Raw genomic sequence first — 24,030 nt, 5'->3', positions numbered from 1 at the left:
TCAAATACCAGATTAAAAATAAATTGCTTAACCGCAGAAAAAACACAAATTGATAAACATATAACGAAACACTAAAACCATCTTTTCCTGCTTACTTTAATTTAACATTACAGAGAACCCAAATTTAAGGTAAGGTGAATTAAAAGCGCACTAAAATCAGGCTTTTTTAAGGCTTGTTGGTGATAAATATTGAAGTAGAAGAGTAAAAGGTATGAAAAAAATCCCGTTAATTTTATTTGTTACCTTACTTTTTTTGTTGAGCCCTTGGTGCAATGCCAAAAAAACAACTACCCAATATCCAGTTGTTTTAGTTCATGGGCTAATGGGATTCGATAACCTGCTCGGAATCGATTACTTCTACAATATCGCTACAATTCTGGAAAAAGATGGTACTTTAGTCTTCACACCTGCCGTTTCTGCTATCAATAGTTCAGAAGTCCGAGGCGAGCAATTACTCACTCAAATAGAATCAATCTTAGCTCTGACTAGTGCTAAAAAAGTAAACTTGATTGGTCACAGTCAAGGTGCGCAAACTGCACGCTATGTTGCATCTATCAGGCCTGATCTAATTGCCTCAGTTACCAGTGTAGGCGGTGCAAATTATGGCAGTGGCATTATTGATCTTATTAATAAAGAGCTAACACCCGGCTCTCAAGCAGAATATACAACTCGATTAGTATTCGATGCATTCGGTGGTGTTATTTCGTTATTATCAGGCAATAGTCAATTACCGCAAAATACACTCGGTGCAATAAATAGTTTAAGCACACAAGGAGCAGCAACATTTAATCAAAAGTACCCCGAAGGCTTGCCCAAAAACGAGTGCGAACAAGGTAATATGCTTGCAAGCAATGGCGTATACTACTTTTCTTGGAGCGGCACAGAAACACTCACTAATATCTTAGATTTAAGTGACTTATCCATGTTATTTGGCTCATTATTTATCTTAGGTCACAGTGACGGCCTCATTTCACGCTGTAGTAGCCATTTAGGGCATGTGATCAAAGATGATTACAAAATGAATCATCTCGATGAGATTAACCAATTTATTGGTTTACATAGTTTTCGTGAAGTTGATCCAGTTGAACTTTACCGTAGCCACGTGACAAGGCTACAGAAACTAGGGTTATAAAAGCGGTGTTGTATCGTGAAGCCTACCAGAGGGAGAGCACAGCTTTATGCTTATTGATGTTCCAAACGCCATTGTTTAAGCCATGACATCATACCAACACTACTCAATGGGTAATTAAAATAATAGCCCTGTGCAGCATAGGTTTTAAGCGACTTTACAAACTTAAGTTGCTCTAGAGTTTCAACTCCTTCACAAATCACTTTTGCATTATTTTGATTGTGCATATCGACCATGCCCGAAACGAGGCTTCGAATTTGACTTTGATGAGCAAAATCAGCGGTAAGTGAAGCCGCCACTTTAATATACTCAACATTAAGATTCGGAAGCTTAGCTAGCCAAATAGGTGTGTCACCAAAACCATCGATACATAATTTGATACCAATACTATTGAGCCTTGCAACCATCGCTTTACCTTGATCATCTAAACTCATAAATAAATCAAGCGGGCACTCGATAATTAAATCACCCGGCTCTAGTCGATGCTCAGCCATGATACGGTCAACAAACTCAATAAATTCTTCGTGCAGCATCTCAGGGCCAAACACATTTATACTAAGAGGTAATTCAATACCTTCCATTCGTAGTGCCATAGCAAGTTCTGCTGCACGCTCAATAACAAAAGCAGCCACAGGATAGCTTAGGCCTGCAACACGTATATCATCTATAAATTTATTCGCAGAAAGAATCCCTTGCTTAGGATGCTGCCAACGTAACAGCAATTCTAAAAATTCGATTTGCTCATCGCTATTACGAATAACTGGCTGAAAATACAACTCTAGTTCACTTGCAAAATCAAGGTGTGCTAACTCACGTAGTCGTGCTTGCTGCTCCAATTGCTCAATCATCATTTGTGGATGATAAGGCACAATCGCTTTGTCTGGATTTGAATCAAGCGCTAGATTGGCAAACGAAATGAAGTTTTCAAAGCTGTATTCAGGCTCATCACAAACTACATAACTGGCACGAACTTTAACTTCAATGGTGCAATTGGCAACATTAAATGGCTTTAAAGTAACATGGCGAATTTGACTAATTAGTTGCTCATGAAGGTGCTTTTGTTCCTCTAATGAACAAATAAACGCAAAGTTTAAGCCCCCTAAATGCGCCAACTTTTCGGCTTTGCCTGAATTACCCACTATATTAAGAACATTATCAACATTGAGCTGCTGTTTAATTCGGGTTGCTGATTGCGCTAATAACAAATCACCAAAGTCTCGACCTATGTGTTGGTTTACATCGTTAAAACCTTCAAGGCGAAGCATCACTAACGCGCAGTTAGCATCATGCTCCTCGGTCCAAGCAATAAAGCTATTTTTTAAGACGTTGCGATCGGGTAAGCCTGTAAGAGGTGTCGCATCTAACTCGTCAGTGTGAAGTGGCTCAACGACCACTTGCTCTTCTTCAGGTTCTTCATAGTTAAAAAAGCCTGATATACACAAAATAACGACAGAAAAAACAAGCCAGTAAAGAGCAGTATGTAACAATAAATGAGCTGAATAAAGTACTGTTAATACAATCGCAGCAACAACTGAAATAATGATTGCTAGCCAATTAGTTGTGCGAAATGCCTGCCACAAATGAAAACAAACACTTGCACTTAACAATAACACTAACCAAGGCATGCCAAGACTAAGAATTGCTAATCCAAGCACGCCATTGACGACTAAGCTCAGCCTTAAAATAGAATTTTGAGTAACACATAAGGCACAAATCATTGCCATAAGAACGCAACCAGCTAAAAACACTGGCACAACATCGCTACTTAAATTTGCAAGGCTCACGCTACTACTTGCTAAGCTGGCAATCAAAGACATGTAAAAATACTACGTAAAAAAGACTTATCTAATTAAGTCTACCCAAAATCCACAGATTTAACAGTTTATTTACGCCAAATTGGTAACTTAATTGTGCTGGATGGGTTATTTGCCAATGGGCAATATCAGCACGTGCGCCTACCTTTAACACACCACGATCATCAAGTCCTAAAGCACCTGCAGCGTTTCGAGTTACCCCTGCTAATGCTTGCTCTGGTGTCATCCGAAAAATAGTGCATGCCATGTTCATCATCAAATGCAATGAACATAAAGGCGAAGTACCCGGGTTGAAGTCAGTTGAAATAGCAATTGGAACTTGGTACTGCTGCAGTAGTTCAATTGGCGGATACTTTGTTTCACGTAAGAAGTAAAATGCACCTGGTAATAAAACTGCTGTAGTACCCGCTTTGGCCATTGCCTGAATACCAGCTTCATCTAAGTGTTCAATATGATCCGCAGATAAGCCATTAAATTCAGCAACAAGCTCTGCACCATGTTGATTAGATAACTGCTCAGCGTGCAACTTAACCGGTAAGTTGTGTTTTTTAGCCGCTTCAAACACACGGCGAGTTTGCTCATTACTAAAGCCAACGTTTTCACAAAAAGCATCAACTGCATCAGCTAAATCAGCTTCAACAACACGGTCAAGCATTTCACCGCACACCAGATCAATGTACTCATCGCTACGGCCTTTATATTCAGGCGGTAATGCATGCGCACCTAAAAACGTGGTTTTAACATCAACAGGGTGATTTTCACCGAGTAAACGTGCCACTTCGAGAAGTTTAATTTCGTTTTCGCAATCAAGACCGTAGCCAGATTTAATCTCTACCGTCGTCACACCTTCTGCATATAATGCATTTAAGCGCTCTTTTGCACTGACAAATAAAGCTTCGTGATCGGCTTCTCGCGTTGCACGTACGGTACTTGCAATACCGCCACCGTTTGCAGCTATTTGCTCATAGCTTACACCTTGTAAACGCTGCTCAAATTCTTCTGCACGGCTACCCGCGAACACTAAGTGAGTGTGGCAATCAATTAACCCGGGGGTTAACCATTGCCCTTTTGCTGACAATGTTGGCGTAGCTAGCGCATCAAACTCTGGTAAATCGGCTTGCTCACCTAACCAAGCAATTTTGCCATCTTTAACAGCAATAGCTGCATTTTCAATAGCACCATAAGGTGCTTCGATGGCTGGGTCCATTGTGGCGATGTTGGCATCTGTGATCACTAAATCCCAGAAAGCTTGATCATTATTGGTTGTGTGCATTTTTCACCTACATTGATACTTGCGATAGGCCCATTACGAGACTAAGTTTAAATTTGCTTAAAGTTTATCAACTCACCTTGTATATACAAGATAATTATGTCACCTTCAAACATACTGTTTACTCACCACATATACACGCATAATGAGTGTTCCTAAATTTGCGCAAATAAAAGAGTTCATTCTGGAAAATATTCGTTCTGGAGCTTGGCAAGAAAATCACCGAGTGCCCTCTGAAAATGAGCTTACCAACCAGTTTAAAGTTAGTCGTATGACTGCAAGACGAGCACTCAGTGAATTAACAGATGCAGGTATATTAACCCGTAGCCAAGGCCTAGGTACTTTTGTGGCTAGCTTCAAATCACAATCATCGTTATTAGAAATTAAAAATATTGCTGATGAGGTAAAAGCGCGAAGTAACCATCATAGCTGTACCATTTTAGTAATGGAGTCTATAAGCGCTATAGCACCAATTGCGATTGCTTTGGGTGTCGAGGTCGACAGCCATGTTTACAGAAGTGTGATTGTACACAATGAAAACGAGCAACCTCTGCAAGTTGAAGAACGCTTTGTGAACCCCGCTCTTGCTAAAGATTACTTACAGCAGGATTTCCATAGCCTAACGCCTCATGAATACTTATCGCAAAACGCCCCGCTCACCGAGGCACGCCATACAGTCGAAGCGATTATGCCCAACCAAGAAATGTGCGAATGGCTGAACCTTTATAACGAAGAGCCATGCTTACAAGTGATCCGCCGAACTTGGTCATCACAAGGTATTGTGAGCTTTGCCCGTTTAGTATCACCAGGCAGTAAATACCGATTAGGCGGCCACCTTACTTTTAAAAAATAACTAAATAGGCGCTTGATAACGAAAACTCAGTGACTCAATCGCTGAGCCATCAATAAGGCGCTCGCCTTTATCATGACTAGTAAAAGTCGGTGGCTGTTTGCCCTGCTCAGCACATTTTTGCTGGTAGTAATCTGCTTTTGTAGGATGTGCCGGATTAACCACATTATAAATACTGCTCGCGTTTGACCAATTTTCAAGTACTGAAAAAATCGCCGCTATCACATCTTGCTGCTGAACCATGTTTACCACTTGCTGACTTGAGCTAGTCAGTTCTTTACCGGCAACAAACCTACCCGGATCGCGCCCAGGCCCTACAAGACCAGCCAAGCGCAATACTTTACCACCAGCACTTAGCACTAACTGTTCAGCATCATATAGCTGTTGTTGACGTGCTGATTGGCAAATAATTTCTGTAGTTTCGTCATATTGACCATTGTTAGATGGATAAACTCCTGTCGAAGAACATAAAATAAAGCCTTTACAATTTAGTTGCTTAGCAAGTTCAAGCCCTGCTTGCAAAGTCGCTAAATAGTTACTTTCTGAGCTACGACTACGCGGTGGAATAGCGCAGACCCACCAAGCATTTTCAAGCGACAGCTCATGCTTGAGCACATCACCTTCAAGTATAAACTGGCGCTGAAAGTCATATTCGTGCTCGCCACCGCGATGTGTTCCCTGTACTTGCCATGCTAATTTATTTGCCTCAACACAAAGTGCATTTCCAAGCCAGCCGGCACCTAAAACAACCAGTTTATTATTTTCAGTACTCATTTACTCAACTGTCCCTTAGCATTTATTATTAACCTTCGCTTAACAGTGTAGCGATTTAGGTGCAAATATGATTAGATAGATAACTCTAACCTATAATAAAAACGCGTGCACTATGTTAAACAACCTCTCTTTACGTAAAAAAATACTTCTGCTCATTGGCGGGACGATAAGTGTGCTACTAATCATCGCGTCTAGCTTTTTTGTAAACCATATTGCTGATCTCTCACGTCATGCAATTCAACGCGAAGCCGACAGCTATTTGCAAAGTGAGCGACTGTCAATGCAGGCCTATTTTGCCAAATACGGCAAAGTTGTCGAAACCTTTGTAACAAACCCGCATTTAGTTAACTGGTTCGATAACTGGACTCAGCGCGATCAAAGCTTAGATAGTCAGCCTGGTTACAGCAGCGTTAATCAAGATTTTGTTCGTATTAGTGGTAACGATGATAACATTTTATCAGCCTTCTTTGCTTCTGCGACCACAGGTGAGTACTTCAAAGAAAACGAGCGTACAGCCACTTATAATGGCCAACCATATTACGCTTACAAACGTGGTTGGTGGCAAGATGCATTAAAAATTAATAAGTTGTATGTTGGCCCTATTTCTGTTGATTTAACCACAGGTATCGCCTCTGCAGTTGTACAACAGCCTGTTTATAAACAAAACAAGCTTGTTGGTTTTGGTGGTGTTGATTTACAGCTTAATAATATCAACGACATGGTTGAAGCTATTCGATTTGATGGCCAAGGCTTTGGCTTTTTACTCGACAGTAACCAGAAGGTAGTGCACTTTTCAAAACGAACTGGACATAAACTATCTATCACAGACGAAGGCCCTAATGGCAAAGAAGGCTTAGATGCCCTCGAAAAGCAATTTAACGACACCTCGGGCTTTAGCGAATTAAACCGCGCGATGAAAAGCCAAAAAGAGGGTAGCAGCTTTGTCACATTCAAAGGCGAGCAATATTACGTTGTATACAATCGCCTTGAATTAGAAAGCCCTTACCTTGATTGGTATGTGGGTATTTTAATTCCGACCAGTATGATTGATGAGCCAGTAAATGATGCGGTGATGACAACCACAACATCCGTGATCATCATTCTTGCGATTATTATTGCGATGATCTTCTGGGCCACGCAAATGATCACCAAGCCGCTGACTAAACTCACTTACATCATGCGTGATATCGCATCAGGTGATGGCGATCTAACACAAAAAATCGAGATAAAAAGTCAGGATGAAGTAGGACAGCTTGCTCATCACATGAATACTTTCATCGATAAATTACGTGCAATGATGCTGAATACTGCAGCACAAGCTGAGCAATTAAGCCAAGCCGCAGCCCAATTGAAAACCGTATCGCAAAAAACCAATGATGAAATTCAGCAAGAAAAGCAACAAGTTGATAGCGTAAGTGCGGCAGTAACCGAAATGGCCTCAACTGTTCTCGAAATTTCACGTAACGCGCAACATACCAATAATGCAGCTGAAGAAGTGCAAACCATTACCGCAGATGGCACTAAGCGCTCAACTCAAGCTCAGTCAGTCATGACCGCTCTTGCAAGTCACATTGGTGAAGCGTCTAAAGTCGTTGCGGGTCTTGAACAAGAAAGTGGCAATATCGGCGCGGTGGTTGATGTTATCAACTCAATCGCTGAGCAAACTAACTTACTGGCACTTAACGCAGCGATAGAAGCAGCCCGTGCTGGCGAGCAAGGCCGAGGTTTCGCAGTTGTTGCTGATGAAGTTCGTTCACTAGCAAGCAGAACGCAAGAGTCAACAGATGATATTCGCAACATGATCAGCCGTTTACAGCAAATTGCCCAACAAGCATCGACCATGATGCAACAAGGTCAAGAGCGTGCTGAAGGCTCAGTTGAGCAAACACAAATTGTATTGCAAGCATTGCAAGATATCGCGCAATCTGTGACAAATGTACAAGATCAAAGTCATCAAATTGCGACTTCGACAGAGCAGCAAACTGTGGTTGCAGAAGATATTAACAATAGCTTGGCAGCGATTAATCACTTAGTGAATAGCACTGCGGATCATGCCCATGAATTGGCGGATGAAGCACGTGATTTGAATGAGTTAGCAGAGTCTCTAAATAAGACAGTAAATCAATTTAAGTTATAAAGATAAATTGCTGAAGTAGTTAAAAACCCGATGTCACCTGAAGATGACATCGGGTTTTTATCGTCAGCCTTCCCTGTTAATCGTGGCGCAACCGCTTTCGCGTGTTCCATAAATTCGTGCCACTGTTGCTTGTTCCATAAAGCAACTCCATTATTGGTCAATCCTTGTTTTGATTGCGTTTGTACTTGTTCCATATAGTCTCCTCCTTACGCTAGCTTCATCCGTTTGGGCTCCAAGCCTAAGCTTAATCCTTGCTGTCATCTCCATTCACCTTATCCATAAAGCGTTGCCATTGTGCGCTACTCCATAACGCCTTGTTACTTCCTTGTTGTCCTTTGTGCTTAGTTACATTATCCATACTGTAAACTCCTTGCGCTTTATCGTCCGTTACTCCTACAGCCCTTCCTTGCTGTGCTCCATTACCCATCCTTGTAGATTAATGCGGTGATTATCGCTTAGCGATGATATACACAGCATGAATCAAACCTGGAATATACCCTAATAGAGTTAAAAGAATATTAATCCAGAACTGCGCACCTAAACCTACCTGTAAAAATACGCCGAGAGGTGGAATTAAAACCGATAAAATAATACGTATTAAATCCATGACTCACTCCTTGAAAAAGATAAGCCCAGCCAAAGCTGGGCTATATAGGGCTTGCTATTATTCAGCAACAATCGTTAATTCATCGATTACTTTGCGAACATCTTCAGCGTTTTCAGCAATGCTTACCGCTAATTGCTTTTCTGCATCAGACTCAACAGTACCTTTTAGTGTTACTACACCGTTGTCGGTATCAACATCGATATCTGTACCACCTACTTCTGAGTTAAATAAATAACGTGTGGTGATTACAGTACTGATTTTTGCATCGGTTAAGTCGCTTTCTGCAGAATCAGCTTTGTCTGATTTCATGTGCTTAGCTTTCATGTTTTTAACAACCGTTAGTTTGTTATCAACAGAGCTAACACCGTCTAGGCTAAGAACTAACTCTTCAGCAAGCTCTTTATCTAATTCGCTATCAACTTTACCTGTAAGTACAACCTTGCCATTCGTTACATCAGTGTTGATGTCAAAGTTGTTAAGGTTTGTGTTCATAAGAAGCACAGTTTCCGCCTTACCATCAATCCAAGCATCTTTACTTTCATTTTCCCAGCTGCTTGCCTGAGCTGACATGCTAGTTGCACCAATTACTAAAGCCGCAATCATAGATTTGTTAAAAGTGTTCATAATCTTTCTCCTTTTGATTAAAGACAGTTTAAATAATGCGACTATGATGCCAACTATTTATTCTTTAAATTTCAGTAGGTTAAACACCTATTCAGCGGTGATTTATATTCATTTCGGTAAAGATTTACAAGCTGCTCGGTAAGATGTTCACAATGTTGCAAAAATAACCATTTAGTTGCTGATTTTATTAATCTGTGGTTAATTTAACGAAATTGCTTATTCGTCTAAAAAGACAACCTCATGATTTATATAGAAATAAAATCTGGCCTAAGCTTTGCTTTGTAATTAATAACTAAAGAATCACCTTTAAAATCACAACAGGGAACTACCATGGCCGTTAAACTTGAAGACCGCCCAATCGATCAAGTAAGAGAAGAAGTCATTGATCAACTCATTTATAACTACAGTCATGCTGTTATTTCAGCCGAAGCATTTGAACGCCGCCTAGATCAGGCAATGGAAGCCACCAGCAACGAAGTACTGGTTGAGCTTGTTGCTGATTTAGATCTGAAAGCGGATATTGACTACAAATCGCAAAAGCATGCGCAATTTAAACCTCACTACAGCCACAGCAGCGACAACGAAAGCCTGCAGCTACGCAGTATTCTGGGCTCAAATGAGCGCAGCGGCCAATGGGTAGTACCAAAAGAAATTCACCTAACCAACTGCTTAGGTTCAATTGAACTCGACTTTAGCGAAGCAATTTTCCAACATCAGCACGTCACCATTTACGTGAACTGTATTTTAGGTAACGATGAAATCTACGTACCAGAACATGTAAATGTGGTATCAAAATTATTTAGCGTAATTGGTAGCGTAGAGAACAAATCAGTCGCCTTAAACAAAGGCCAAGGCCCAACCATCACTATTGAAGGTAATGTATGGCTAGGCTCAGTCGAGATTTCAGTTAAACGTACCATGAAAGAAAAGTTCATCAGCTTCGCCAACAGCCTAAAAGCCAGTTGGAAAGAGATGAATAAGGTGCGGTAAAGTTGTGAGATGCTAGGTGCTAGGTGCTAGGTGCTAGGTGCTAGGTGCTAGGTGCTAGGTGCTAGGTGCGAGTTATCGTAGCCGCAGTTTTACATCGCGCAATATAATAAGATAACGCGCGAAATAAATTTCACGCCTACATCAAAGACATTTAATCGCACAAAGAGGTTAAGAGACGCTGCGCTTTAGAGGAAGTAAAAAATGATCTTGTGGTTTACTCATTCTCTTCTCATTCACTTCTCTTTGTGCAAATATTTTCGCGCGAAATAAACTTCACACCTACATCAAAGATAATTAATCTCACAAATAGATAATGAGGCGCTGCGCTTCAGAGGAAACAAGAAAAGATAAATATCACTTCCTCATTCTTTCCTCATTCTCTTCTCTTTGTGCAAATATTTTCGCGCGAAATAAATTTCCCGCCTACATCGTAGGCGTCACGCTTGCTTGGCGCGTCGTACATACAACGCCATTCCATCAATCAATGCCTGACCTACAAACAACACCGCTCGGCTCAAAACTGACAGCTGATAGCTGACGGCTCCTTCACAAGTCATTATTCCTCTCACTCGGGATATCACTAAAATACTCTACAAACTCAACTTCAAAACCTGCTGGGTCGATGAAATATACATTTTTACGATAAGGATTTTCTGGGCCGTGTTTATCAATTTCATAACCAGCCGAAGCCAGGCGTTCAACTATGGCATTAATATCGTTTGTCACATAGGCAAAATGAGCAAGACCTACTTGGTGGCCGGCTAAATCACGGTTTTCAGCTTCACCGTTATCGCTTAATGCAAGATATTGGTAATCATCACCAAAGTGCAGCCACTTGCGCGGTTTGCCCGACCATTTGCTATCGCCTTGGCTACGCACACGCCAGTGCGGGAATGCCGCTTTATAAAAGTGCAGCATGGCATCAACATTACTAACAACAAGGTTTACGTGTTCTAAATACATGGTAGTTTTCCTTTTTATTTTTAAACTGCCACCAAGATAAAACCTCAAGTTAAGTTTAGGTAAAGCTTTTTTTCAAATAAAAAAGCCCCACAAACGTGAGGCTTCAAAAATTGAGTAGTTATTGATGAATCAGCTACCAGCAACCTGCATTTGTTCTATCAATACAGAGCCTGTTTGAATACCACCACGACGCTCGATGTCGCCACCTAAGCCCACAACGGCCTTAAACATATCTTTTAAGTTACCAGCAATTGTGATTTCACTGACTGGGTATTGGATTTCACCATTCTCAACCCAGAAGCCAGCTGCGCCACGTGAGTAATCACCCGTTACCGTGTTCACACCTTGGCCCATAAGTTCAGTTACTAATAAGCCTGTGCCCATGGTTTTTAATAGCGCTTTTAAATCGGCATGGGTTTGTTCAACTAGCCAGTTATGAATACCACCAGCATGACCCGTTGGTGCCATAGACAGTTTGCGTGCTGCATAGCTTGCTAATAGGTAAGTTTGCAGCTCACCGCCTTGAATAATTTCACGGTCTACAGTTTTTAAACCTTCAGCATCAAACGGTGAAGACGCTAAACCTTTTAATAAATGCGGGCGCTCAGAGATATTCACACAATCGCTAAATACTTTAGTGCCTAAGCTATCAAGCAAGAAGCTCGATTTACGATAAAGCGCGCCGCCACCAATCGCCGACACTAAATGGCCGAATAATGAGTTAGCAATATCTGCTCTAAAGATCACAGGCACTTTCATAGTACCGAGCTTTTGGCTGTTAAGTTTAGCCAAGGTTTCGGTTGCCGCTTCGAGGCCTACTTTTGCAGCGTCATTTAAATCATCTTTATGACGTGCGATGGTATAAGCTGAGTCGCGCTGCATTTGCTCGCCTTCTTTACCAATCACCATCGTACTAATGCTATGACGCGTACGCGGGTAACCTGCAATCATGCCATGGCTGTTACCATAAACACGTAAACCTTGGTGAGAAGAAAAACTCGCACCGTCTGAATTTACAATGCGCTCATCGGCGTTCAACGCCGCTTGCTCTGCTTGATGACAAAATTCCACACCTTGCTCAGGGCTTACTTCCCACGGGTGGTATAAATCTAAATCTTGCGGTGCAAATTCAAGTAACTCTTTATCCGCGATACCATTAAATGGGTCGTCAGAGGTGAACTTTGCAATATCAATGGCTTTTTCGACCACTGTACGTAATGTTTTCGGGTTTAAGTCAGCCGTTGAAGCAGACCCTTTGTTATTACCCACATAAACACTGATACCTAAGCCACCGTCTTGGTTAAACTCTATTGTTTCAACTTCGCCCATGCGCGTACTGACAGACAAACCTGATGTGCTCGACATCGCCGCTTCAGCCGCAGTAGCACCCAATTTTTTTGCATGCTCCAGTACTTCGCTTACTGCGTCTTTCACTTCAGAAATGTGTTGATAAATAGGATCTTTCATCTTGTGTGTCCTAGGTTCTGATATTTTTTATAGTGTAACGAATGCTAACACACTGCGAGACCTGCATCAGCTAATATTAATCATTAACTAAATGGCGTATAATAGCGAATAGTTAAGTTTACTGAATGAGCATCCTTATGGCGAAGAAGAAAAAGCCACTTATCGAAGAAGAAATTATTTACGTATCAAAAAGCGAATTAAAACGTGAAGCCATGCAATATCATGGTCTGGGTGCTGAAATTGCAAAAATGCCGAAAAAGCAGCGCGATCGTTTACCGCTTAATCATGATTTAAAAGAAGCCCTTGTTGTTTCTGATAAAGTAAGTGACAAGAGCGATGCTTACCGTCGTAACTTAAACTACATCGCAAAAGTGTTACGTACCACAGAAAACGTTGATGAAATCCAAGCGATGATCGACATCATGCTTAATAAAAACAATCAAGCGGATGTTTTGATGAACAAAATCGAAATCCTGCGTGATGATTTAATTAAACAAGGTGACGACCTGATCAATTCAACAATCGATCAATACCCGTCTCTTGAGCGCCAAAAAATGCGCCAATTAGTGCGCAGCGCCGCAAAAGAAGTAAAAGCAGAAAAGCCAGCAAAGAATTACAAAGAGTTATTCCAGTATCTAAAAGATGCGATTATGCTTTGATTTCCTTCGCGCGAAATTAATTTCACGCCTACAACACCGTAGGCGTCACGCTTGCTTGGCGCGTGTTGAACACCACTTAATACACAACCATCGCGCGACATAAATTTCAACGTCTCTACAACCAAATACAATTCCAAAACGGGTAATCGCCAACGTGCTTGACTAATTTTGCGCGTAGAGGGTTTGCGACTATATATCGAGCTTGATGTATTAGGTCATTTTCATCTCTGATTTGATGATCATAAAAATTATTTTGCCAAACCACTACTTTGCGCCCCTCTCTCTTACGAATAGACATGGTCACCATGCTTTTGTACAGCTTAATTACTGCTGATAAGTTTTGCTGAGGGCGAAGTTGAAATATCCAATGTAAATGGTCAGGCATAAGGACAAAGCAGATTGTCTCCACTTTATCTTCTAAATGGTAAATTGCTTTGGCAGCATCAACTGCATATGAGTAATTGGCAAATATAGGCACTCGATTCTCACAACAAAGAGTTACTGAATAATAGCAGTTTGAATGTGAGGTACGCCCTTTAAGCCTCTTCCTTGACGAAAACATAAACCTATCAATCCTGAAGGTAAAACCTGATCTTAGAACTTAAAAACACACCTAGCCAATTTACACCAAAAATGTTTGAACCTCACAATACAAAAACATCGCGCGAAATAAATTTCACGCCTACATCAAACCGTAGGCGTCACGCTTGCTTGGCGCGTCTTAAACACCACACAATACTCACCCATCGCGCGAAATGAATTTCACGCCTACATCAAACGTAAGCGTCACGCTTGCTTGGCGCGTCTTGAACATCACACAATACACAACCATCGCGCGAAATAAATTTCACGCCTACAACACCGTAGGCGTCATGCTTGCTTGGCGCGTCTTGAACATCACACAATACTCAACCATCTCGCGAAATAAATTTCACGCCTACCACAAGCGTAGGCGTCACGCTTGCTTGGCGCGCCTGAAACATCAAACAATAAACAACCATAACGCGAAATAAATTTCACGCCTACATCAAACCGTAGGCGTCACGCTTGCTTGGCGCTTCTTAAACACCACACAATACTCAACCATCGCGCGAAATAAATTTCATGCCTACATCAACCTTAGGCGTCACGCTTGCTTGGCGCGGGTTGAACACCACTTAATACACAACCATCGCGTGACATAAATTTCACGTCTACATCAAATGTCGGCTTAAAGCTGACAGCTCCAAACAAAAAAAGGCTCTGAGCGTTCACTCAGAGCCTTTTTTAAAGTCGATAATCAATTACCAGATTTTTACGCGATCTTCTGGTTTGATATACATTTTGTCACCTTCTTTCACATCAAATGCCTGATAGAATTCTGGCATGTTTGAAAGAATACCGATTACGCGGTAATGGCTTGGTGAATGAGGGTCTGTCATTAGGCGGTTACGTAACTCTTCGTCACGATATTTACGACGCCAAATTTGCGACCAACCCATGAAGAAACGCTGATCACCTGTGTAACCATCAATAATAGGCGCTTTTTCATCACCAAGTGATAACTGGTATGCTGTATAAGCAACTGTTAAGCCACCTAAGTCACCAATGTTTTCACCTAATGTAAGCTGACCATTTACGCTAGCATCTTCAAATGGTTTGTACTCGTTATATTGAGCAACTAGCTGACCCGTGCGCTCTTCAAACTGTTTAAGGTCTGATTCGCTCCACCAGTTACGTAAGTTACCATCACCATCGTACTTCGCACCTTGGTCATCAAAGCCGTGACCTAATTCGTGGCCGATTACCGCACCGATTGCACCGTAGTTCACAGCGTCATCAGCTTCTAGGTTGAAGAATGGCGGTTGTAAGATAGCCGCAGGGAATACAATCTCGTTGTTCACAGGGTTGTAGTAAGCGTTTACTGTTTGTGGTGTCATGTGCCACTCAGAACGGTCAACTGGCTTACCTAGTTTTGCAGTCATGTCTGCATATTCCCACTCGCTGTGGCGAATGTAGTTACCTACTAAATCGTCACCTTTCACTTCAAGTGCAGAATAGTCTTTCCATTTATCTGGGTAACCAATTTTTGGTGTGAACTTATCAAGCTTTTCTTTAGCCGCGATTTTTGTTTCAGGGCTCATCCACTCAAGGTTTTCAATCGCGACTGCATAACCTTTGATTACGTTATCAACTAACTCTTCCATACGCGCTTTCGCTTCAGGCGGGAAGTTTTCTTTAACGTATACTTTACCTAAGATTTCGCCTAGTACACCGTTTGATGCATCAACCGCTTTTTTCCAAAGTGGAGATTGCTCTGTAACACCGCGAAGTGTTGTGCTGTAGAAATCAAAGTTAAGGTCTACTAGCTCTTTATCTAATAGGCGAGCATAGTTGCTAACAAAGTGGAACTTAAGGTAGTTCTGCCACGTTGCTAAGTCTGTATCGTTGTAGATACCTGCGAATTTTTCTAGGTAGCTAGGTTGGCGAATGATTACATCGTCAGTTTTGATACCTGATGCATCAAGGTAAGCTGCAAAATCAAACTCACCAGTAAGTTTGTTTGCATCTGCAACGCTCATCTTATTGTAAGATTTAGTCGCATCACGGCTTTCTACACGGCTCCACTGCGCATCAGCAATGCTTGTTTCAAGATCAATAATTGCTTTAGCCGCAGATTCTGCATCAGCAACACCGGCCTTGCTTAAGATTGCTGTTACATATGCTTGGTAAGCTTCACGAATTTTTGTGAATTTTTCTTCATCTTTTAAGTAGTAGTCGCGATCTGGTAAACCTAAACCTGACTGATAAACATACATCGCGTTTTCGCTAGAGTTTTTCGCGTCGTTGTTTACGTACCAACCAAACGGTAGGCTACCACCTTTAATGCGAAGTTCAGCCATTAAAGCAACAAGATCAGACTTGTTCTTAACTGCATCAACGCTTTCTAACACTGGTGTTAATGGCTTGATGCCTGCCGCTTCACGGCCTGCTTCGTCCATGTAGCTGTTATAGAATGCAGCTAGTTTAGCTTCATCAGAGCCTGGCTTTACGTCTTTATTTGCCGCTGCTTTTTCTAATACTTCTTTCATCGCTTTTTGCGAGTCATCGTAAAGCTGAGTGAATGAACCGTAGTTTGATTTATCACCTGGAATTTCTGTTTTCTCTAACCATTCGCCGTTTACGTGATAGTAAAAGTCATCTTGTGCGCGAACAGACTTGTCCATGTTCGCCAGTTCAATGCCAGAGTTTAAAGGTGCTTTTGCTTCAGTGACGGTCGCAGTTGCTGGTGCTTTAGTTTCTTGTTCTTTTTCACCACAACCAACAAGACCGAGCGCAAGTGCAATACTTGCCGCGGTAAGTGTTACTTTTCTCATGGGGTTCCCGTACCAATTTAATTTATAAAGTATTTATCGAAAAACGAGTAAACCATACCAACAGTTAGTTTTTCGCTGTTTCCATAATAAACCTCTCGAGCAAAACAACAAAACCGAATATGTAACAATTCTTATCAAAACAAGATAAGCCGCATTTTTGAGCGATGAGAGGGGGAGGTTAAGTGGTTAGTGGTCATTGTAGGCGCGATTTTACATCGCGCAATGTTTCTATGATTCACAAAGAGGGTAAGAGGCGCTTCGCTTAAGAGGAAATAAAAAACATTTTTATCACTTCCTCTTTTTTCTCATTCTCTTCTCTTTATGCAATTATTTTCGCGCGAAATAAATTTCACGCCTACATCAATCGTAGGCGTCACGCTTGCTTGGCGGGTCTTACATTCAGCACCAAGTCTGCAAATTAATAAAGAACCCGCAAACAATGCTGTTCAGCTTCAAACTGAAAGCTGACGGCTGTTACTGCTCGTACTTCTGCTTTATTTTTTCGATAATCTCAACATTGGCGGCAGGGAAGCTGTAATCATCAAGCTCGTTTAGTGCGACCCATTTCCCTTGTTGGCCTTCTGCGCCATGGGCTGTGCCTGTGAAATCATCAACAATGTGCACATCTAAGCGTACGCACTTATCGCCGTAGTCATGTTCGATAACCATTAGCTCTTCACTGCCATTTACGGTTAGGTTTACTTCTTCTAATAGCTCGCGCTGTAGCGCAGTAAATACGCTTTCGCCCTGCTCTACTTTACCGCCTGGGAATTCCCATAAGCCGCCTTGGTGTTTGTCGTCTGGGCGTTTACAAATAAATAATTGCTGATCTTTATAAATAACACCAACTGCAACATGCACTACTTTTTTAGTCATTTGTTGTTTCCTTAATCATAAAAAAAGCGACGCAAGCGTCGCTTTTTATCACCGTGTTTTGGTTATTTTAATTTACCGCAACACTGCTTATATTTATTACCTGAACCACAAGGACACGGCTCGTTACGGCCGACTTTTGGCTCTGCACGTTGTGTAACTACAGCACCTTCTGGTGTTTCGCCACCGATGTGCTCAGCTTCTTCGTGTTGGTATTCACGTGGCGCATTTTCGCTACGACGATGTTGCTCTTCAACTTTTTCAACATCTTCTTCAGCGCGAACTTGTACTTTACTTAAAATACCCACAACGTCGACTTTTAAGTTCTCAAGCATTTCAGAGAATAGCTCGAACGACTCGCGCTTGTACTCTTGCTTAGGATTCTTCTGTGCGTAACCACGTAAGTGGATACCTTGACGAAGGTGGTCCATCGCAGCCAAATGATCTTTCCAATGTTGGTCTAAGCTTTGTAGCATAATCGCTTTTTCGAATTGACGTAGTACAGACTCGCCTACCATCTCTTCTTTTTGTTTGTATGCTTGCTCAACCGCTTCTTCGATACGCTCACGAAGTTTCTCTTCGTATAGTTTGCTATCGTCAGCTAGCCATTGTGAAATTGGCAGCTCGATTAAGAAATCTTGTTTTAAGCGCTCTTCAAGACCTGGGATATCCCACATTTCAGCAAGGCTTTGCGGTGCAATGTACTGGTCGATTGTACCATTTAGCACATCGCCACGAATTGCAGTGATAGTTTCTGAAATATCGCCTTCTTCAAGAAGCTCGTTACGTTGCGAGTAAACAACACGACGTTGATCATTCGCTACGTCATCGTACTCAAGTAATTGCTTACGAACGTCAAAGTTACGTGCTTCAACTTTACGCTGCGCGTTTTCGATTGCGCGGTTAACCCAAGGGTGCTCAATTGCTTCACCGCGTTGCATACCTAGTTTACGCATCATGTTAGTCATGCGCTCACCAGCGAAGATACGCATTAGCGCGTCGTCCATTGATAAGTAGAAACGGCTTGAACCCGCATCACCTTGACGACCAGAACGACCACGTAGCTGGTTATCGATACGACGAGACTCGTGACGTTCAGTACCAATGATGTGTAAACCACCCGCTTCGATTACTGCATCGTGGCGTTTTTGCCACTCATCTTTAATCGCTTTGATTTGTTCATCAGTTGGGTTTTCTAGCTTTTCAACTTCACTGTTCCAGTTACCACCTAACACGATATCGGTACCACGACCAGCCATGTTAGTTGCAATAGTTACTGTGCCAGGTAAACCTGCATCGGCAACAATGTCTGCTTCTTGTGCGTGGAACTTAGCATTAAGTACGTTGTGCTTAATTTTTTCTTTACGTAAGAACTGTGATAAATACTCAGAACTTTCGATAGAGATAGTACCCACAAGTACCGGTTGACCACGTTCTTGACAATCTTTGATATCAGCAAGGATTGCTTCGTACTTTTCTTCTTGTGTTAGGTACACAAGATCAGCACGATCGTCACGGATCATCGGTTTATTAGTTGGCATTACTACTGTGTCTAGACCATAGATAGACTGGAACTCAAACGCTTCTGTGTCTGCTGTACCTGTCATACCCGCTAGCGTGTCGTATAAACGGAAGTAGTTTTGGAATGTGATTGATGCCAATGTTTGGTTTTCGTTTTGAATGCGTACACCTTCTTTTGCTTCAACAGCTTGGTGCAAACCTTCTGACCAACGACGACCTTCCATTGTACGGCCTGTGTGCTCATCAACGATGATAACTTCGTTTTCTTTAACAACGTAATCAACGTCTTTTTGATAAAGCTTGTGAGCACGAAGTGCCGCATACACATGGCTTAATAATGTGATGCTTGAAGCTGAGTAAAGTGAATCACCTTCTTGAATTAAGCCGCGCTCAATTAGTAGCTCTTCAACTTTAATTTGGCCACGTTCAGTTAAGTGAACTTGCTTAGACTTTTCATCGATCGTGTAATCGCCATCGCCTTCAACGCCTTCTTCATCTTCTTTTTCTTGTAGCTCTAGGTCAGGCACAATTTTATTGATTTCGATGTAAAGCTCAGAGCTGTCTTCAGCTGGGCCTGAGATAATCAGCGGCGTACGCGCTTCATCGATTAGGATTGAATCCACCTCATCCACTACAGCGTAGTAAAGTGGGCGTTGTACACGCTCTTCAATGCTAAATGCCATGTTATCGCGCAGATAATCAAAGCCAAATTCGTTATTTGTACCGTAAGTGATGTCGGCAGCGTAAGCGATTTTCTTCTGCTGTGGCATCATGCCTGGTACGTTACAGCCTACTGTTAGGCCTAAGAACTCAAATAATGGGCGGTTAGTTTCGGCGTCACGTTTTGCAAGGTAGTCGTTCACGGTAATTACGTGAACACCTTTACCTGTTAAACCACGAAGGTAGGCAGGTAATGTTGCTGTTAGTGTTTTACCTTCACCGGTACGCATTTCTGCAATGCGACCTTGATGTAAAACCATACCACCTAGTAGCTGTACGTCGAAGTGACGCATGCCATTTACACGCTTAGATGCTTCACGTACCACAGCAAATGCTTCTGGTAAAATGTCATCTAGGCTTTGTCCGTTATCGTAACGCTCTCTAAATTCAGCTGTTTTTGCTTTTAAATCTTCATCAGAAAGCGCTTCTAATTGCTTTTCAAGCGCATTAATTAGAGCGACCGTCTTTCTTAGGTTTTTAATAGTGCGGTCATTGCGACTACCAAAAATCTTGGTAAATAAATTAGATATCATGATAAAACCGTTACAATATATTCTTTGTTAGCTAGTCATTAGCTAACCCACTTTCTTCAATTGATAATTAATATGCGCTTATGCTCATGATGTAGGGCATATTAATTAACAATTTATCAGTACGCTGTTCAAAACACCGCTTATTTCGTGCGCTATCATACCAGAGTCTGCGCAACATCAAACCTTCTGTTTATGAAGATATGGATTTTCAGCAAGAAAATTTAAAAATCAGCCGTAATCTTTGATCTAACCCCATAAAAAGGGTGAAAACAAGATTACTGAATAGATATGGCGACAATAAGAATAAAATCAAGATTAGGGGAGAAAAAAGGCGATGCGATGGACGAAATTCGACTTTGTAAATGTAGGTGGTCATTTATGGCGACAATACATTACATCTCCTTCACCAATGACGCGCTAAAGCACGACCTACAAGATAACACGCGAAATAAATTTCACGCCTACATCAAAGACATTTAATCGCACAAAGAGGATGAGACGCTGCGCTTAAAAGAAAACAAAAAAGCACATTATCGCTTTCTCATTCTTTTCTCATTCACTTCTCTTTGTGCAAATATTTTCGCGCGAAATAAATTTCACGCCTACACCATAGGCGTCACGCTTGCTTGGCGCGTCTGACATACTGCGCCATTTCACCAACCTATGTCTGACTTACAAACAACACAATTCGGCTTCAAACTGACGGCTGAAAGCTGACGGCTTTACTTCTTTTTCCGCCCATGTTGCGCTAAACGCTCTAACTTGGCTTTTAACGATGGAGGGGCATCTGCGGCAATGGCGCTGAGGTAATCAGCCGTTTGTTCGCTCATTTGACGTTTAGAAACATGCTTTTGCTCTGGCTTATTTGTTGCTGATAAGCGCTGTGTTGCCTGTGGGTTGGCAATAATTTTAATTTGCCCAAGCTCGACCATGCCAGCGGCACGAAAATGTGAAAGCATATCCATTTTTAAGTAATTTAAACGCAGTGCAATCGGTGCCGAAACTGCTTCTATCATCAAAGTACCATCACGGTAATTACTTACCCGACATTTTTTCGAAAGCGTTTCACCTAAGAAGTCATCAAGAATGGTTTGTTGAGAAGACAAGCCTTGGGTTTTACCAGCATAAGATGCCAAGCGACCACTCAAGCCCGCCATAATATCGCCAACAGCTTTTGGCGCGTATCTATCTTTTGCCATTAATCGTCTACCTAAAAAGGTTAATCACCACAAAGAGAATATATCACCTACGTAAATATGAAGCTATTAGGTTCGAAAACAGTGGTTAGTGGTTAGTGGTTAGTGGTTAGTGGTTAGTGGTTAGTGGTTATAACAAGGTAAAATACATTTCATGTGTAGCAAGTTCTTTGTTAAATTACACAAAAAATAAAACCACCCTCTCGATCAACTGATATCTAACTTCTGAATTCTAACTACTAAAAATACGACTTCTGAAGTTTATCTTCTGTTATAAAACCTCCGCGCGAAATAAATTTCACGCCTACATCAAACGTAGGCGTCACGCTTGCTTGGCGCGTCTAACATTCAACACCAAGCCGGGAAATCATTAAAGAGCCCACAAACAACACCGTTCGGCTCAAAACTGACAGCTGAAAGCTTTTCTTCCTCCTGCGTGATTGTTTCTGGTACACTTTTCCTTTGTTTTTTATTTAACTTTCGCGATGACTCAACACTCTCTTACTTTAATCGTATTGGCTGGTGGGCTGGGTAGCCGCTTTGGCGGAAACAAACAAATTGCCGAAATTCCTGGGCTGGGCTGTACCATCATGGAACTGAGTATTCAGGATGCGGTTAAAGCGGGAGTTAACCAAGCGGTGATCATCATTAATAAAAAAATTCGTGCTGAGTTTGAAGCGACGATTTTACCGCGCCTGCCTGAGTCGCTCGAAGTAATCCTAGTTGAGCAAGAAATTAGTGCTGTGCCTTGTGGTTATGAGCACCTAGCTGCTAAACGCCAAAAGCCATGGGGCACAGGTCATGCTTTGCTTTGCGCAAAACTCTATGTAAATAACCCTGCTATTGTCATTACAGCCGATGACTATTATGGCGAGTCTTCATTTGCCATTATTAGTGAGCACTTCAAACAGCATAGCAATTGGGCGATGGTAGGTTACCCAATAAAAGATACACTCTCCGAAGAAGGTGGTGTAAATCGTGGTGTATGCTCTGTTGATAGCCACCAGCATTTAACTGATGTGGTTGAATACCTAGATATCAAACTAGAAAATAATGTTTTAAAAGGCAACAATCCACATGGTGAGAGATCACAAATTGCCGAAGATGCCTTAGGTTCAATGAGCTTTTGGGGAATAACACCCAGTTTATTTAATGACTTAGAAACAGGCTTTATTGAGTTTTTAGAAAATACTGACAACGGTGTCACGAAAGAGTATTATTTACCAAATGAGATACAACTCGCGATTCAAGATAACCGCCAAGCTGTAACCGTTTATACTGCACAAGAGCCATGGTATGGCGTAACCTACAAAGCTGAACTGGATGCAATAGCACACACTTTATGTCAGTTACGTCGTAAGCTAAACGATTAAACCCTCGCCTCTTCTTGCAAAAAATAAGTAATGGAAAATTAATGAAGTCTAATCCTGTTGCAACTTATCTTTCTGAGCACTTTGGCTTAAGCACAGATAACGTAACGCTAAAGCCAATTGGCAATGGCCACATCAACACAACCATGTTACTTAAATCAGAAGAAAACGCCTTGGTTGTGCAAAAGTTAAATACCGATGTGTTTCCTAACCCTAAGCACCTAGTTGAAAATGCACGACTAATTGAGCAGCACCTTAGTGAAAAACACGACAATGGTGAATACAGCCTAGAAATTATTCGTCATGTTCCAACTATCGAAAGCGACTTTTTAGTTGAATGCGATCAAGGTGTTTGGCGTGCACTCGAATTTATTGGCGGCAGTTATAGTGAAGATGTAGTAGCAACTATCTCGCAAGCACAAACTGCAGCCAATGCATTTGGACAATTCGCGCTAGCATTACAAGATTTTCAGGCTGAAAAGCTTCATCATGTGATCCCTGATTTTCATAACTTAGCGATGCGCTTTGACGCCTTTAAAAAGGTAATCGAAAAAGACTCTGTAAACCGTTTGGCCCTTTGCCAAGACGACATCGATTTTTGTTTAGCTCAACAATCTTTAGTTGATGAGTTAAAACAACTTGAAGGAAACATTCCTTTAAGACCATGCCATAACGACACAAAAATCAACAACATGCTGTTTTGCACACAGTCAGATGATGCTAAAGCAGTCATCGACCTCGATACCTGTATGCCTGGTTATTGGTTATTTGATTTTGGCGATATGGTGCGTACCTTCTGCTCACCTGAGCAAGAAGATTCAACCAACCTAAGTAATGTACGTGTTCGTGAAGAGATCTTCGCCGCCATCGTTAAAGGTTATGTTGAACCACTACAAGATGTGATCACCGATGCCGAAAAAGAAAGCTTCTGGCTAGGCACCAAAGTCATGACCTTTATGATTGGCCTACGCTTTTTAACAGACTTTATTGATGGCGATAATTACTTTGCCACCAAGCATGCAAACCACAACTTAGAACGCGCCCGCAACCAGTTTGCTTTATATCGCGATATTCTTGAAAAAGAACATACATTAAAAGCGATATTAGAGATAAATAAAGGTTAGAGATGCGAGATGCGAGTTGCGAGGGACGAGGTGCGGGGAACGAGGTACGAGTT

21 protein-coding genes are annotated in these 24,030 nt (G+C 41.7%); 7 read left to right on the top strand and 14 right to left on the bottom strand.

Annotation, left to right across the window (positions count from 1 at the left end; genetic code table 11):
- Positions 1-211: 211 nt before the first annotated feature.
- The gene (locus NO991_RS18975) at positions 212-1,132 is read left to right on the top strand and encodes a triacylglycerol lipase (RefSeq protein WP_138616089.1); all 921 of its coding nucleotides are present in this window, start codon (positions 212-214) and stop codon (positions 1,130-1,132) included.
- 50 nt (positions 1,133-1,182) lie between these two features.
- Here NO991_RS18975 and NO991_RS18970 read toward each other — a convergent pair whose 3' ends face one another.
- Entirely contained in the window at positions 1,183-2,853 is a 1,671-nt protein-coding gene (locus NO991_RS18970; protein ID WP_300359305.1) for a GGDEF domain-containing phosphodiesterase, read from the bottom strand.
- 121 nt (positions 2,854-2,974) lie between these two features.
- Positions 2,975-4,216: an imidazolonepropionase gene (gene hutI, locus NO991_RS18965; protein ID WP_300359257.1), complete on the bottom strand. Its 1,242-nt coding sequence runs from the start codon at positions 4,214-4,216 to the stop codon at positions 2,975-2,977.
- A gap of 142 nt (positions 4,217-4,358) precedes the next feature.
- Between hutI and hutC the strand changes: the two genes are divergently transcribed.
- Positions 4,359-5,066 (top strand): histidine utilization repressor, encoded by a 708-nt coding sequence (hutC, locus tag NO991_RS18960; protein WP_300359254.1) that lies wholly within the window; start codon positions 4,359-4,361, stop codon positions 5,064-5,066.
- On the opposite strand, the gene NO991_RS18955 is transcribed toward hutC, so the two are convergent.
- A complete protein-coding gene (locus tag NO991_RS18955; protein ID WP_300544346.1) occupies positions 5,067-5,837 on the bottom strand; it encodes an NADP-binding protein in 771 nt (256 codons plus the stop codon).
- A gap of 112 nt (positions 5,838-5,949) precedes the next feature.
- Here NO991_RS18955 and NO991_RS18950 point away from each other — a divergent pair, with 112 nt between their 5' ends.
- The gene (locus tag NO991_RS18950; protein WP_138599295.1) at positions 5,950-7,974 is read left to right on the top strand and encodes a methyl-accepting chemotaxis protein; all 2,025 of its coding nucleotides are present in this window, start codon (positions 5,950-5,952) and stop codon (positions 7,972-7,974) included.
- Here NO991_RS18950 and NO991_RS18945 read toward each other — a convergent pair.
- Genes NO991_RS18945 through NO991_RS18930 form a run of 4 tightly spaced genes read right to left on the bottom strand, consistent with a single transcriptional unit; the run spans position 7,959 to position 9,205 of the window.
- Positions 7,959-8,168 (bottom strand): hypothetical protein, encoded by a 210-nt coding sequence (locus tag NO991_RS18945; RefSeq protein ID WP_054552865.1) that lies wholly within the window; start codon positions 8,166-8,168, stop codon positions 7,959-7,961. The two genes, NO991_RS18950 and NO991_RS18945, sit on opposite strands and share 16 nt — an antisense overlap.
- A gap of 50 nt (positions 8,169-8,218) precedes the next feature.
- Positions 8,219-8,401, bottom strand: coding sequence for a hypothetical protein (locus tag NO991_RS18940; RefSeq protein ID WP_138599296.1), 183 nt, complete (start codon positions 8,399-8,401; stop codon positions 8,219-8,221).
- Between the two features lie 21 nt (positions 8,402-8,422).
- Positions 8,423-8,581: a YqaE/Pmp3 family membrane protein gene (locus NO991_RS18935; protein WP_064971745.1), complete on the bottom strand. Its 159-nt coding sequence runs from the start codon at positions 8,579-8,581 to the stop codon at positions 8,423-8,425.
- Between the two features lie 57 nt (positions 8,582-8,638).
- A complete protein-coding gene (locus NO991_RS18930; protein WP_054552867.1) occupies positions 8,639-9,205 on the bottom strand; it encodes a BON domain-containing protein in 567 nt (188 codons plus the stop codon).
- A 330-nt stretch (positions 9,206-9,535) separates the two neighbouring features.
- Here NO991_RS18930 and NO991_RS18925 point away from each other — a divergent pair, with 330 nt between their 5' ends.
- Positions 9,536-10,195: a LiaF domain-containing protein gene (locus NO991_RS18925; RefSeq protein ID WP_194442075.1), complete on the top strand. Its 660-nt coding sequence runs from the start codon at positions 9,536-9,538 to the stop codon at positions 10,193-10,195.
- 546 nt (positions 10,196-10,741) lie between these two features.
- On the opposite strand, the gene NO991_RS18920 is transcribed toward NO991_RS18925, so the two are convergent.
- Positions 10,742-11,158, bottom strand: a complete 417-nt coding sequence (locus tag NO991_RS18920; RefSeq protein ID WP_194442076.1) for a VOC family protein — start codon at positions 11,156-11,158, stop codon at positions 10,742-10,744.
- A gap of 129 nt (positions 11,159-11,287) precedes the next feature.
- The gene (gene pmbA, locus NO991_RS18915) at positions 11,288-12,625 is read right to left on the bottom strand and encodes a metalloprotease PmbA (protein ID WP_055021365.1); all 1,338 of its coding nucleotides are present in this window, start codon (positions 12,623-12,625) and stop codon (positions 11,288-11,290) included.
- Positions 12,626-12,762: 137 nt separating this feature from the next.
- Here pmbA and yjgA point away from each other — a divergent pair, with 137 nt between their 5' ends.
- Complete coding sequence (gene yjgA / locus NO991_RS18910; RefSeq protein ID WP_054552889.1) at positions 12,763-13,284, top strand: ribosome biogenesis factor YjgA; 522 nt, start codon at positions 12,763-12,765, stop codon at positions 13,282-13,284.
- A 115-nt stretch (positions 13,285-13,399) separates the two neighbouring features.
- Here the strand turns inward: yjgA and NO991_RS18905 are convergent, their stop codons facing one another.
- The 5 genes from NO991_RS18905 to NO991_RS18885 all read right to left on the bottom strand — a co-directional run bounded on the left by NO991_RS18905 (position 13,400) and on the right by NO991_RS18885 (position 21,486).
- Complete coding sequence (locus tag NO991_RS18905; protein WP_300421116.1) at positions 13,400-13,846, bottom strand: transposase; 447 nt, start codon at positions 13,844-13,846, stop codon at positions 13,400-13,402.
- Between the two features lie 721 nt (positions 13,847-14,567).
- On the bottom strand, positions 14,568-16,640 hold the full coding sequence (locus NO991_RS18900) for a M13 family metallopeptidase (protein WP_209328708.1): 2,073 nt from the start codon (positions 16,638-16,640) through the stop codon (positions 14,568-14,570).
- Between the two features lie 474 nt (positions 16,641-17,114).
- Entirely contained in the window at positions 17,115-17,516 is a 402-nt protein-coding gene (mutT, locus tag NO991_RS18895; RefSeq protein WP_166341067.1) for an 8-oxo-dGTP diphosphatase MutT, read from the bottom strand.
- A 62-nt stretch (positions 17,517-17,578) separates the two neighbouring features.
- A complete protein-coding gene (gene secA / locus NO991_RS18890; RefSeq protein WP_138619695.1) occupies positions 17,579-20,287 on the bottom strand; it encodes a preprotein translocase subunit SecA in 2,709 nt (902 codons plus the stop codon).
- 722 nt (positions 20,288-21,009) lie between these two features.
- Positions 21,010-21,486, bottom strand: a complete 477-nt coding sequence (locus NO991_RS18885; protein ID WP_300362515.1) for a DUF721 domain-containing protein — start codon at positions 21,484-21,486, stop codon at positions 21,010-21,012.
- Positions 21,487-21,968: 482 nt separating this feature from the next.
- Between NO991_RS18885 and NO991_RS18880 the strand changes: the two genes are divergently transcribed.
- Both NO991_RS18880 and NO991_RS18875 read left to right on the top strand, forming a co-directional pair.
- Positions 21,969-22,856, top strand: coding sequence for an NTP transferase domain-containing protein (locus NO991_RS18880; protein WP_300363136.1), 888 nt, complete (start codon positions 21,969-21,971; stop codon positions 22,854-22,856).
- Between the two features lie 41 nt (positions 22,857-22,897).
- Positions 22,898-23,977 carry a phosphotransferase enzyme family protein gene (locus NO991_RS18875; RefSeq protein ID WP_300363134.1) on the top strand — a complete coding sequence of 360 codons (1,080 nt, stop codon included), beginning with the start codon at positions 22,898-22,900 and terminating at the stop codon, positions 23,975-23,977.
- Positions 23,978-24,030: the final 53 nt, after the last annotated feature.

It is taken from the genome of Pseudoalteromonas sp. DY56-GL22, assembly GCF_041414715.1.
GTDB lineage: Bacteria > Pseudomonadota > Gammaproteobacteria > Enterobacterales > Alteromonadaceae > Pseudoalteromonas > Pseudoalteromonas simplex.
This window is presented reverse-complemented; position numbering and strand designations above follow the sequence as displayed.

Excerpts from the sequence above, each read along its gene's own strand:
- NO991_RS18975 (WP_138616089.1), top strand. The coding sequence starts at position 212 with ATGAAAAAAATCCCGTTAATTTTATTTGTTACCTTACTTTTTTTGTTG.
- NO991_RS18970 (WP_300359305.1), bottom strand. The coding sequence starts at position 2,853 with ATGGCAATGATTTGTGCCTTATGTGTTACTCAAAATTCTATTTTAAGG.
- hutI (WP_300359257.1), bottom strand. The coding sequence starts at position 4,216 with ATGCACACAACCAATAATGATCAAGCTTTCTGGGATTTAGTGATCACA.
- hutC (WP_300359254.1), top strand. The coding sequence starts at position 4,359 with ATGAGTGTTCCTAAATTTGCGCAAATAAAAGAGTTCATTCTGGAAAAT.
- NO991_RS18955 (WP_300544346.1), bottom strand. The coding sequence starts at position 5,837 with ATGAGTACTGAAAATAATAAACTGGTTGTTTTAGGTGCCGGCTGGCTT.
- NO991_RS18950 (WP_138599295.1), top strand. The coding sequence starts at position 5,950 with ATGTTAAACAACCTCTCTTTACGTAAAAAAATACTTCTGCTCATTGGC.
- NO991_RS18945 (WP_054552865.1), bottom strand. The coding sequence starts at position 8,168 with ATGGAACAAGTACAAACGCAATCAAAACAAGGATTGACCAATAATGGA.
- NO991_RS18940 (WP_138599296.1), bottom strand. The coding sequence starts at position 8,401 with ATGGGTAATGGAGCACAGCAAGGAAGGGCTGTAGGAGTAACGGACGAT.
- NO991_RS18935 (WP_064971745.1), bottom strand. The coding sequence starts at position 8,581 with ATGGATTTAATACGTATTATTTTATCGGTTTTAATTCCACCTCTCGGC.
- NO991_RS18930 (WP_054552867.1), bottom strand. The coding sequence starts at position 9,205 with ATGAACACTTTTAACAAATCTATGATTGCGGCTTTAGTAATTGGTGCA.
- NO991_RS18925 (WP_194442075.1), top strand. The coding sequence starts at position 9,536 with ATGGCCGTTAAACTTGAAGACCGCCCAATCGATCAAGTAAGAGAAGAA.
- NO991_RS18920 (WP_194442076.1), bottom strand. The coding sequence starts at position 11,158 with ATGTATTTAGAACACGTAAACCTTGTTGTTAGTAATGTTGATGCCATG.
- pmbA (WP_055021365.1), bottom strand. The coding sequence starts at position 12,625 with ATGAAAGATCCTATTTATCAACACATTTCTGAAGTGAAAGACGCAGTA.
- yjgA (WP_054552889.1), top strand. The coding sequence starts at position 12,763 with ATGGCGAAGAAGAAAAAGCCACTTATCGAAGAAGAAATTATTTACGTA.
- NO991_RS18905 (WP_300421116.1), bottom strand. The coding sequence starts at position 13,846 with ATGTTTTCGTCAAGGAAGAGGCTTAAAGGGCGTACCTCACATTCAAAC.
- NO991_RS18900 (WP_209328708.1), bottom strand. The coding sequence starts at position 16,640 with ATGAGAAAAGTAACACTTACCGCGGCAAGTATTGCACTTGCGCTCGGT.
- mutT (WP_166341067.1), bottom strand. The coding sequence starts at position 17,516 with ATGACTAAAAAAGTAGTGCATGTTGCAGTTGGTGTTATTTATAAAGAT.
- secA (WP_138619695.1), bottom strand. The coding sequence starts at position 20,287 with ATGATATCTAATTTATTTACCAAGATTTTTGGTAGTCGCAATGACCGC.
- NO991_RS18885 (WP_300362515.1), bottom strand. The coding sequence starts at position 21,486 with ATGGCAAAAGATAGATACGCGCCAAAAGCTGTTGGCGATATTATGGCG.
- NO991_RS18880 (WP_300363136.1), top strand. The coding sequence starts at position 21,969 with ATGACTCAACACTCTCTTACTTTAATCGTATTGGCTGGTGGGCTGGGT.
- NO991_RS18875 (WP_300363134.1), top strand. The coding sequence starts at position 22,898 with ATGAAGTCTAATCCTGTTGCAACTTATCTTTCTGAGCACTTTGGCTTA.